The organism is Pseudomonas akapageensis (assembly GCF_011355085.1).
GTDB classification, from domain to species: Bacteria; Pseudomonadota; Gammaproteobacteria; order Pseudomonadales; family Pseudomonadaceae; genus Aquipseudomonas; species Aquipseudomonas akapageensis.
Genome location: NZ_VXCP01000014.1, coordinates 187277 through 198326, shown reverse-complemented (window position 1 = coordinate 198326; position 11050 = coordinate 187277). Strand labels below are relative to the sequence as shown.

At 53.1% G+C, this 11050-nt stretch carries 6 protein-coding genes; all 6 read right to left on the bottom strand.

Going from position 1 to position 11050, the window contains the following annotated elements:
- Nucleotides 1-63: 63 nt before the first annotated feature.
- On the bottom strand, nucleotides 64-1332 hold the full coding sequence (locus F2S13_RS11720) for a helicase HerA domain-containing protein (protein WP_246237866.1): 1269 nt from the start codon (nucleotides 1330-1332) through the stop codon (nucleotides 64-66).
- On the bottom strand, nucleotides 1278-2450 hold the full coding sequence (locus tag F2S13_RS11715; protein WP_166360855.1) for an SIR2 family protein: 1173 nt from the start codon (nucleotides 2448-2450) through the stop codon (nucleotides 1278-1280). The genes F2S13_RS11720 and F2S13_RS11715 overlap by 55 nt, the downstream gene beginning before the upstream one ends.
- Before the next feature lie 234 nt (nucleotides 2451-2684).
- Nucleotides 2685-3413 carry a SprT-like domain-containing protein gene (locus tag F2S13_RS11710; RefSeq protein WP_166360853.1) on the bottom strand — a complete coding sequence of 243 codons (729 nt, stop codon included), beginning with the start codon at nucleotides 3411-3413 and terminating at the stop codon, nucleotides 2685-2687.
- Complete coding sequence (locus F2S13_RS11705) at nucleotides 3403-6516, bottom strand: type I restriction endonuclease subunit R (RefSeq protein ID WP_246237864.1); 3114 nt, start codon at nucleotides 6514-6516, stop codon at nucleotides 3403-3405. Before F2S13_RS11705 ends, F2S13_RS11710 begins: the two co-directional genes overlap by 11 nt.
- Nucleotides 6516-7808, bottom strand: coding sequence for a restriction endonuclease subunit S (locus F2S13_RS11700; protein WP_166360851.1), 1293 nt, complete (start codon nucleotides 7806-7808; stop codon nucleotides 6516-6518). The genes F2S13_RS11705 and F2S13_RS11700 overlap by 1 nt, the downstream gene beginning before the upstream one ends.
- Entirely contained in the window at nucleotides 7805-10216 is a 2412-nt protein-coding gene (locus F2S13_RS11695) for a type I restriction-modification system subunit M (protein ID WP_166360849.1), read from the bottom strand. The genes F2S13_RS11700 and F2S13_RS11695 overlap by 4 nt, the downstream gene beginning before the upstream one ends.
- Nucleotides 10217-11050: the final 834 nt, after the last annotated feature.

Here is an 11050-nt window from a genome sequence, read left to right as displayed (position 1 = left end):
CACACCGTTTGCCTATCCCTTATCGTAAGGGGGAAACGGTGTCCTGTCTTTCATGGGGCTCGTTCACGCTCCAGCGCCCGTCAATTGAAGTATCGACGCTTCCAAGGAGTCGCCAGCATCTTCTCGCATTAAAAATCTCAAGCGAGGATCAGTTCTGAGAACGGAAAGCTTGTCCAGAATCGACTCAATGGATTTTCTATCGGAAGGAGAGAACTTCTGATTGCTGCCAGGTTTTCTCCCTTGTACTTGGTCTATATGCTTTACAAACTCATCCAGACCAAAGCGGTAAGGTCTATCACGGTCGAACCCGTTCACGTCTTCGTCGGTTCGCCCATTAACAAAGGGTGGGACGAAATCTCCTACGGGATCTTCAGGTAGTGCTTCAACAATACCTGCCGTTACCATGCGGGCATGTTTGAGGGCTTTGTAAACGATGTTATTTTGTGAAGTGGCTTCGGCCTCTGTCTTGCCGATGATCAAGCCGCGAAGCTCGTCACCGGTCATTAGCCAGTATGGGAGGCGTAGCGGCTCGACAGGGGCCAGTTCCTGCTCCTGCCCAGCAGCTGCCGCATATGCGCGGAGAACAGTCGCTTGATTTCTGAAAGCCGCCGCATACTCATTATGCGGATCGATGAGAACTATTCTTGGTCGTATGACTTCACCGTTTGCGGTTGTGTGTTCGAGAACGGATCGAATAATTGCAGCCACAGTTCCCGACTTACCTGAACCAGTTGAACCTAAAACAGCGCAGTGTTGGCCAAATAGCTTGTCCAAGTTCGCACGACATACCGCTCCGTTTCCTCCCACATACTCACCGATGGGTACGAGTGGCGAGACGGCAGCATCTTCTGCGGCGTGCTCTGCCGCTGAGAAGATTAGCTCTAGCTCACTCGGAGCCGTCAGATAAACCCCTTGTAGTGGCAACGGATAGCTTTCGACGCCGCGCGAAAATGCCAGAGTTTTACTGATAGGGTTCCAAACGCCCTCAGCGAAAAGATCCGCCTCTAAGACGCGCGAATCATCCCCTGGGGCTATCGTCGTCTGCCCAAGTTCAGCAGCGATCTCGGAGCGCATGCGCAGCATGCGTACGTACGCGAAAAGCAGACGTCTTCCATAGTGAATTTTCACAATACTAGCGAGCTGCCCAATAGGGCACACGCGCCCGTCAACTACGCGTGACAGCTCTGAAAGACCTCGGTCGAGCTCCACGCGGATGGAGGTGCCGCTAACTTCTATGACTTTGCCAATGAGAAGGTCGGATGTTTCCAAAAAAGGGCTCATGCCACCACCCCACTTTCCAGGAAATTTGTCATGCCACTGAATGTCCACCATTTAAGGTCGCCCTCGGCGGAGGGGTCGTCGACTCTTGATCGACCGTGATACAGCGCCTTGTCAGTGGCTACGTAGATCCGCGAACCGAAGTCATCATTTTCTAGCCAGCTCTTTAATGTGTCGCATACACCAGTACCATTTTCAACAGGAATTTCACGTGAGAACGCCACTATCACCGTTTTATTGCTTTTGCTTGCCAATGCTTGTTCAATTTCGCCGTTTATGTGGTTGTCCCCAAAGCTATATCCCACAATTGCGAGAAGGTGACTTTCAGGAGATTGCAGTAGTCGGCGAAAACAATCGAATATTTTTGCAAAAGGATCCTTCTGGGTCTCTAAGTATTTAGTGGCTTGCGGATAAATAAGAGTTCCAGATAATTCAGCCAGATATTTAACTCCATATCTAACTCGCAGCAAGCCTGCATAACTATCTCTGAACCAGTCGACTGAGCCATGGAGCTTCAAAACGCGGTGTTCGCGATTATTCACACTAATGGAAGGGTCAATGCTTTTTCCATCCCAATATGCAATAGCGCCTCCTGCAAATCCATCGAGCGCTACTCGACGTTCAATAGCAAGTGCATCCTCAAGTAGGGTGTCGTAATTGGTGGTGATGAATCCGACTTGAGAGCGTGGCTCCAAATTGATGCGCCCACCGAAGACCTGCCTTACAAACTCAACATGAGCTGCTACATCTACTATGGGGGAGTCGTGTCTGCCTATTTCCTCTTCGGCGCCCCTGAAAGCCGAGCGATAGCCATATCGTACGGTCACTGCGATTGCTCCTACGATTGCACGGTACGTCGCTTCCAACTGCTCGAGCGGAACATCCTTCCCGACGAGATGAGCAGTTCTTCCTTTGGAGCGCTCAGCGAGTGCGATCAGGTCACCAAGATGGCTCAACGTGTGCTCTACATGAGCATCGTCAGGCAAGTCAGACATCGTCGCATCGAAAATTTCAAGATCTCCTCCTTCCAAGAGGTGCTTGACGCGGTCAGTCAGCGCATACATAAGTGGTATGCCTGATTCGAAGCTCGCGCCTGCCCCCAGTAGCCAATGTTGACGTCCTAAATCCAAAACGCGTCGCAGCTCTTCCACACCATGGCTAAAAGATTTCACTCGTATCCTCCTTGACCAATCAATCGTGGCATCCAAGCTAGCTATACAAAGGAGTTTTGTCCACGAAACAAAAAATAGCCTTACGTTACGACCTAACAACATTCGTAGTGAAGGTATTCCTGGTTACTTATAGTACGATGCACTATTTGAAATATACGGTTAGTCACCTCACCAGGCCTGACTAAGTTAAGAGCTGCAGTGTTAGGTTCAGGTGGGCGGAAAGGCAGGTAGATTTTAATAATCCCAGCATTCTTCAGCCAACAACGACCTATTCAACTCATCGCGATACGCCCGCCATTGCGGCAAGTGCTGATCCATCAGGCCGCGAAAGCGGTCGTTGTGGTGGCGTTCGATTAGGTGCAGCAGTTCGTGAACGAGAATGTATTCCAGGCACTGGATCGGCTTTTTGGCCAGTTCCAGGTTGAGCCAGACGCGGCGGGCGGCGATGTTGCAGGTGCCCCACTTGGTTTTCATCTTCTTGATGCCCCAAGCGTTCGCCTCAACCCCCAAGATCGGCTGCCATTTATCTAACAGCGTGGGGATTAGATTTTTCAGCTCGGCACGGTAGAAGGCTTGCAGCAGTTCTTCGCGTCGCTCCGTACTGGTTTCCGGGCGCACAAACAGATCTAGCGAGGCCTTGCCCCTCAGCGCGACCCTCATAGGTGTGCTGCCTTCGACTACACGTAGACGATAACGCTGGCCCATAAAGTAATGGCTCTCGCCGCTGACCATGCGCCGCTGGGATTGTCGTGGCTGGGCTTGAAACTTGGCGCGCTGGCGTTTGATCCAGCCGAGTTTGCCAACCACCGCCAAGCGCACAGCATCGTCGCTGACGGCCAATGGCGCCGCCACGCGCACCCGACCCAAGGGCGGATAAACGCCCAGGTGCAGGTTTTTGATGTTCTTGCGCACCACTTCAACACTCAGGCCGCTGACCGTGATGTTGTGGTTGTCAGTAGTCACGTTGGCTCGTTACCAGTTCTAGCAATTTATCCAAGGCCTTTTGGGCAGAGCCTGAGTGGTACTCGCCGGCAAGTTCTGCCGCATCGTGGCCGGCTGCATCAAGCACCTCTTTAAGCGCTAGGCGCACCTTGCGTACCTTGAAAGCGTTGTTGCGCCAATCATCCTGACGGCTGGCCAATACTGCATTATCGACTGCCAGTGCCAATCCAGCGTTTTTATCCAGATTGTCATACAGCGCCTGGCGTGCCCCGGTGTTCATGGTCGGTGGATAGCTATTTGTACTGCTGGGGTTCTTGACTTGTTTGGCCAGTTCAACAACCTCCTGCAAATACTCTTGATAGCTGATGGCGTCTTCTTTGCGCTTGGCGATCAAGGCATCCAGCAAGGACGACATGGTCTCGTAATACTTCGGATTGATCGGCGACTCATCGATGATCAGCTTGCGCACGTTGTTCTCAATGGTTTCTGCCACAGCCTCCTGGCTGCCACGAATGCCCTTGGGCAACGCTTCTACCGCATCAGCGCCGCGCTCGACGATAAGCTGAATCAGCGACATATCATCGAACGCCGAGATTTTTTCGCTCTCTTCAGCACGGATGTAGGTGTCGATCAAAAAGCGCATGTCAGGCTCATAGGCCTTGAGGTCGATATAGTCGCCGCTTGCAACCTTCACCTCGTCACGCACTTTGTTGTAGTGATCGACTTCGTCTTTGATCTCGGCAATTTGCTTGGCGCTGTAGCCTGCCTCTTCCAACTCGTTGGCCATGCTGGCAAAGCAGCGAATCAAGGCAGAGGTCATCTTGTACAGGTTTAGCCGGCGCGGCTCGTTGGCCTTTAGCTGTTCGGCATTGCCCGATTCAGATCCGCAGAAATAGCGCAGATAAGCCGGCGTATCTCGCGGCCGATCAACTGGCTCGCACAGCGCCTTGATGGTCTCCCGCGCATCCTCAAGGTCATCGCGGGCGTTACTGAGACGATCTTCCAGCAGGCCGGCGACATCGGCTTTATCGAAGCCATCCAGCGCGTTGCTGGTGTAGTCGTCGATGGAGTTTTCTAGCTGTTTGAACAAATCTTTGTAGTCGACGATATAGCCGTATTGCTTGTCTTCACCATCGAGGCGGTTGACCCGGCAGATGGCCTGAAACAGGCCGTGGTCGCGCATCTGTTTGTCGATGTACAGGTAGGTGGCTGAAGGCGCATCAAAGCCAGTCAGCAGCTTATCGACCACAATGAGCAGGCGCATCTGGCCTGGTTCCTTGATGAACTTCTTCTTGACATCCGTCTCGAATACTTCCGGGTCTTTGCCATTCAGCATCTGGTTGTAGATGTTGTATTTACGCAGTTTCTCGGTCAGCCCTTCGCCGGTAGCCTCGCCCTTAATGTCGGCTGGCGATGGCTTGTAGCTGGTGACTATGGCGCAGGTATCGGCCATACCGGCCTTGGCGAATAGTTCGTAGCATTTGCAGGCCTCGAAGATGCTGCTGGTTACCAGCATGGCGTTGCCCCGGCCATTGGCCAGGCGGTCACGGGTGGCTAAGTCGAGCATGATGTCGGCGACAATTTTTTCCAGACGTGACTGGCTCGACAGCACTTTTTGCATGCTACCCCAGCGCTGCTTCAGCTGGGCCTTTGCCAAGTCATTCAGACCCTTGGTTTTGGCCTCAAACCACTGATCGATCTTTTTCTGCGAGGTGATGTTCTGGTCGATGTCGCGGGCTTCGTAGCGCAAGTCCAGCACCACGCCATCTTTAACGGCCTCATCAAACTTGTAGGTGTGGATGTAGCCTCCAAACACCTCGATGCTCTTTTGCTTGTCCGCCTTGAGCAGCGGTGTGCCAGTGAAGCCGACAAACAGTGCATTGGGCAGAATAGCCTTCATGGCCTTGTGCAGTTCGCCGGACTGGGTGCGGTGGCACTCATCGACGAACACATAGATATCGCCCTTGGCGCGAAAATCAGCCGGTAAGTTCTTACGCAGCTCCTCAAGGAAACCTTTGATATCCGGGTTATCCGAATCGTCTCCTTCGCGGCTGCCGAACTTATGCACCAACGAACACAACAGCCAGGGCGCCGGCTGGTTCAGCTTAGTAATCAGGTCAGCGCCGCTCTGGCTGCGGTAAATTTGCTCATTGACCCCGGTAAAGACCTTCTCGATCTGTTCATCCAGTTCGGTACGGTCGGTGATGATCAGTACCCGAGAGTCCTGGATGTTTTCACGAATCCACTTGGCCAACCAGACCATGGTCAGTGACTTGCCACTACCTTGCGTGTGCCAGATGATCCCGCCCTCACGGCGGCGTAAGTGATCCTGCGCGGCACGCACACCGAAATACTGATTCTGTCGGCAGAGCTTTTTCACCCCGCTGTCGTACACCACATAGTCATGCATCAGCTCCAGCAAGCGGCGCTTGCTGCACACCTGTTGCAGGTGGCGATCAAGCAGATTCTCGACTGGGCTGTCTTCCTTCCAAGTCAGAAAATACTTCTCACCAGTCTGGATGGTGCCGTAGCGCATGCCCTGAGTATCGTTGCCCGCCATCACCAACTGCATGGTGGAAAAGAATGGCTGGATGAACTCAGGTTTCTGGTTATCCAGGTTCTGACGAATGCCTTGATTGACTGCCGTTCGGGAGCGTTTCAACTCCAGCACAGCTAAGGCGATCCCGTTGATGTAAAGCACAATATCCGGGCGTTTGGTGCTGGCCTTGGCGCCTGCGCCCATAACTGTTACTTCCTCGGCCAGTGCGAAGTGATTGTTCTCGGCGTTTTTCCAGTCGATTAACCAAACCGTTTGGGTATTCTCGCCCACTTCAGGCTTTACCCGCACGCCGTAGCGCAGCAGCTCATATACCATCTTGTTGCGGTCATATAGACTTTTGCTGGCATCGGCGGCCACCTTGGTCAGCTCGAATAAGGCGCGGGTGATCAGCGTAGCGTCTACACCCTGCTTGGTTAGCCAGCTACGCAGCAGTTCTTGCTCAATGTTGGCGTTGCCGGCGCGATCCGCCCAGTCGCCCAGATACTCATAGTCGAGAGTGTCCTGGAACAGCGCCACTACTCGGTCTTGGGTCTTACGTTCGATCTGGCCAACCGGGATCAACATTAATCTGCCTCCTGTGTGCGTTGTAATAACCGAATCCTGCCGGTTAGGAGCTCCTGCATCATGCCTTGCTTGAGTTGTCGGGCTTTGTCGCGGCGTGTTTCGAGGGTGGTAAGTTCGCTTTCCATATCAGAGAGGATGGTGGCGATAGCGGTTTGCTCAGATTGTTGAGCAGGTAACGGAATGGAAAATTTAGCCAAGTCTCTTGCGCCAAGATTTGGCTGTGCAGCGCCCCCAGACCATGTGTCGATCATTCGCGAGCACAACTCTGAACTAAAGTAACAGCCAAGATATTCAAGATTGATCGAGGAAGCTTTAGGCCGAATAATCACTAGGGAGCTTGCAATAGCACCATCGGCAAGAAAATCGCCTACGATGCCAAACTTTCCTATTGAGCCCCTAAGACAGAATAATATGTCTCCTCTACGAATCTTGCCGCTGCCAAGTCGCTTAAAGCTTTCTGGCGTGATATAGTTCATTTCGCTTAAATCAATTTTTCCGTTAGCGATATGCCCCGCATTAATAAATGGAACTCCGCTTGTGACGAATGAGTTGGGGGAAGGATAGTCTCTGCCTCTATCACCATTTTCAAACGTACATATCTCGCCAAGGGTCGCGATGCACCACTCCCCATTAAACCCCGGCAGGCGTTGTTGGCCGGTGAGGAGTTGTTGCATGGCTGCTTGTTTGATGTCGCGCTTTTTGGCGATCAGTTGATCTAGGCCGCTGATCAGGTAGTCCATATCAAATAAGGCAGTGGCTATTGCTTGCTGCTCATCTAACGGGGGAGATGGCACCAAAAGACGCACCATGTCGCCAACATTCAGATGTTTCATTGTTGTGCCAGTTTCGATAACTTTGAAAGCAGCACGACCTTCGTCAGAATTGAAATATTGACAATAAAATTCCGGTGAGGAATGCCTCAAGTCAAGTCTAGATATGACTAGGGCATGGCAATTCGCACCAGCCAAAGAGGGAGGGACAAGTGTTGTTGTGCCAATATCACCTGTTTGGATTGTCAGTAGATCGCCAGTACGCAAACATGATTTTTGATTCTGGGTATGAAACGTAGCTGAGACCCGCTTGATTCCTCGAAAATTAAACGAGTTCGGTTCAACATTGAATCCTTGCACGTAAAGGATTCCATCATCGCTTTTAACGTAAGCGCTTGTTGCCGTACCTACAAACCCATTAGTCATAAGTATTGTTATTTCACCAAGCTTTTTAACACTCCACTCGATTGGAAAAACACCAATATCCGTCAGTTTGTACCCTGGCCTAACCTGCGCGTTCATAACGCATACCCCATCTTGGCCAGATGCTCGCTCACCCTTGCGGCCAGAGCCTCGACCTCAACAGTCAGTTGCGGCAACGGCGTGGCGTAGCGTTCGGCAAGTTGGCGGATGCGCGAGGTCAAGGCCTGGGACACACGATCCAGTTCGGTCTGTACATCCACGGCCAAGGTCGCCAGCCATTTGTCTTCAATCACCAGGGTTTGAATATCCGCTTCACTGAGCAGGGCATATTGCTTGGCGACTTTCAAATCGAGGGCCTTTTGCGCATCTTTGATCATTTTACCAGCGACGGATTCTTGCTCCAGTACCGCGAGGTAGTGCTCAAGGGCGGTGCGTTCATCGGCGGCGGCCAGGTCGTTTTTAATCGCCTTGATGCGGTCTTTCACGCTTTTGGCCGTGAGTTTGCCTTTATCGGTTTTGCCCTCGGCTAACAGCCCGTCTTCGCCACCTTGCTCTTCGTCTAGTTCTTCCAGCTGGCGGCTAAAAGCGTCACGGGCTGCTTCCAGCTGCTCGATAGCAGCGGCCTCAGCGGCGAAGTAGTGCTTGATCAGCAGCTCGGGTGGCAGCAAATCTGTGTTCGGTTGGCCTTGGTTGGGGCCATCAATAATTAGCGCCTGCCAGCCGTCGCTGACCAGCTGATACATATCGTCCTGCATAGCTGTGGCCCAGTAATCGAGCAGGTGCTGGTACACGTCGTAGGTATCCAGCAACGGGGCTTGGGCAAAGCTGGCGAGTAGGTCTTCGGCCAGGCTGTCGATCAAAGCCTTGGGTTTGTCACCAATCGAGATGGCGTACAGATGCGGACGATTGCGGGTTTTCCAGCCTTCGAACAACTCGGTGATGGTCTGGTTGAAAGTGGTGAATTCTGAGTGGGCAAAGATGGTCGGTTTGATCTCGCCAATGGCCACTTGCAGCTGGCTGTAGCCGGCTCGTGCAGAGGCAAACAGGCTGGCGCGTACCGCTGGGATAACCTGCCAATAGGCGGCCAACGCATCGATGTCGCGGTTGGGAATGCCTCCTTGCAGATGTCCTGCGATGTCTTGCAAGTCTTCGGCAGCGCTGGCGTCGATGTAGCGCGGGATATTGAGGTTGTAGTCGTTGTCAGCAATCTCGGCCAGTGGCACCAAGCGAGCGTATTTGGCTACCTCGTGCTGCTGCGTAAAGGTGTCGACGATTTTGTGAATGTCTTGCTCGCGCAGGCGATTTTTATTGCCATCTTTAATGAAGCCTTTGCTGGCATCGAGCATAAAGATGCCTTTGCGGCTGTGGGCGTGTTCTTTATCCAGCACGATGATGCAGGCCGGGATGCCGGTGCCGTAAAACAGGTTGGCCGGTAGGCCGATGATGCCCTTGATAAAGCCCTGTTCCAGGATGCGCTGGCGAATAGCGCCCTCGGCACCGCCACGGAACAGTACGCCGTGGGGCAGAATCACCGCGCCTTTGCCGGAGTGCTTGAGTGAGGTAAGGATGTGCAGCAAGAAGGCGTAGTCACCATTCTTCTCGGGCGGAATACCAAAGCCGAAGCGCTCAAACTCATCTTCACCCGGATTGAAGCCGTTGCTCCAGGCTTTGGTTGAGAACGGTGGGTTGGCGACGACGAAGTCAAAACGCTTGAGCTTGCCTTTGAACGGGCCGTGGGCCTCGGTGAAGTAAGGCGCAGAGAGGCTGTTGTCCTTCCAGATAGTAGCCGTCTCGCAGCTGTGCAAAATCATGTTCATCTTGGCCAAGGCGCTGGTGGCGTTGTCCATTTCCTGGCCGTAGATGCTCAGGTCGAGATTGGTGGCGTGCTTGGCCTCGTCATGGGCTTTCAACAACAGCGAGCCAGAGCCACAGGCCGGGTCATAAATAGTCTGGGTGCTATCGGTGGCGGCGCTTATGCCGATGACCTTAGCCATAATCCGCGAGACTTCTGCCGGGGTGTAGAACTGCCCCTTGCTCTTGCCCGACTCGGTGGCGAAGTGGCGCATCAGGTATTCGTAAGCATCGCCGAGGATGTCATCACCCTGGGCGCGGTTACCTTTGAAATTGAGGCCGGGTGAATCGAAAATGCTGACCAGGTTGGACAGTCGATCCACCATCTCTTTGCCTTTGCCAAGCTTCTCGGCATCGTTGAAGTCGGCCACATCAATCACGCCGGTCAGGCCGTTGGCCTCGGCAAGGGTACGAATGATGATGTTGAGCTTGTCGCCAATCTCCTTGTCGCCTTTGAGTGCGATCATATCGGCAAAACCACCGCCGACCGGCACCTCAAGCATGGCGCTGTGGTTGCCGGCGTACTTGTCGGATACGTACTTCACGAACAACAGCACTAGGACGTAATCTTTGTACTGCGAAGCATCCATGCCGCCACGCAATTCGTCGCAGGACTTCCACAGGGAGGAATAAAGTTCTGATTTTTTGATGGCCATGGGAGTGACTTACTGCCTTAGCAAAAGGGGTGAGAATGAGGTGACCAAAGTGACCAGGTATTGCGCCTAATCGGTGGCGCGAATGGTCTGTAAAGGCTGCGTGTCGATTGAGGGTTGGCTGCAATACTGGGTTGTTGAGTGTGGCAAAGAGCAAAACGCCGCTCTGCGACGTGCATGCAGACGTCATAAAACCCATGAGTGCGTTGCTCTAGTGACCTAGGTAGCCCATGCCCCAGTTGATCCTGCTGCTTCATGCTGCCTTCCGCGCGCTCGGTGAGATCTAGCATTGTCGTGATGTGGGGGATCTGGCGCAACCATCGTAAGGTATCCGCTTGCTCCTTCAAGAGTTGAGAGCAGAGCTTCTACCCTCGCTACCATAATCGTAGGTTTTGAGGTCAGCTGCGACCCTGTCTACATTGCTGACCTTCTGTTAGGTGGAGGTCGCTATGCCCCATGCAGCCCAGCAGAAATCCAAAGCTCGACGAGGCCGCCCAAGTCTCGAAACGCAACGGGCCCTGTATCAAATTAAGCTGTCCGGGTGGGATTTTACGTGGTCGTTCAGTCTAGCCCTGCCCAATAACTCGAGGACTGATGAAGGTCATTATCATGAACATATGATCCTGACGCTGAAGGGCGAAGTGCTCTATCCAGAGGGTTTCAAATACCCTGAGGTCGAGTGCCAGCTCTACACAGATCCCCGATTGACGCAAGATATAGTCCCCCCAAAAGGAATAGGCTCAATGACAGCAAGCGGGACACGTTTGACTGCGTATATAGCGGTTCCCCGCGAGAGGGTGGGCGTCCTGATTGGTGCTGCCGACCGACTCCTGTCCC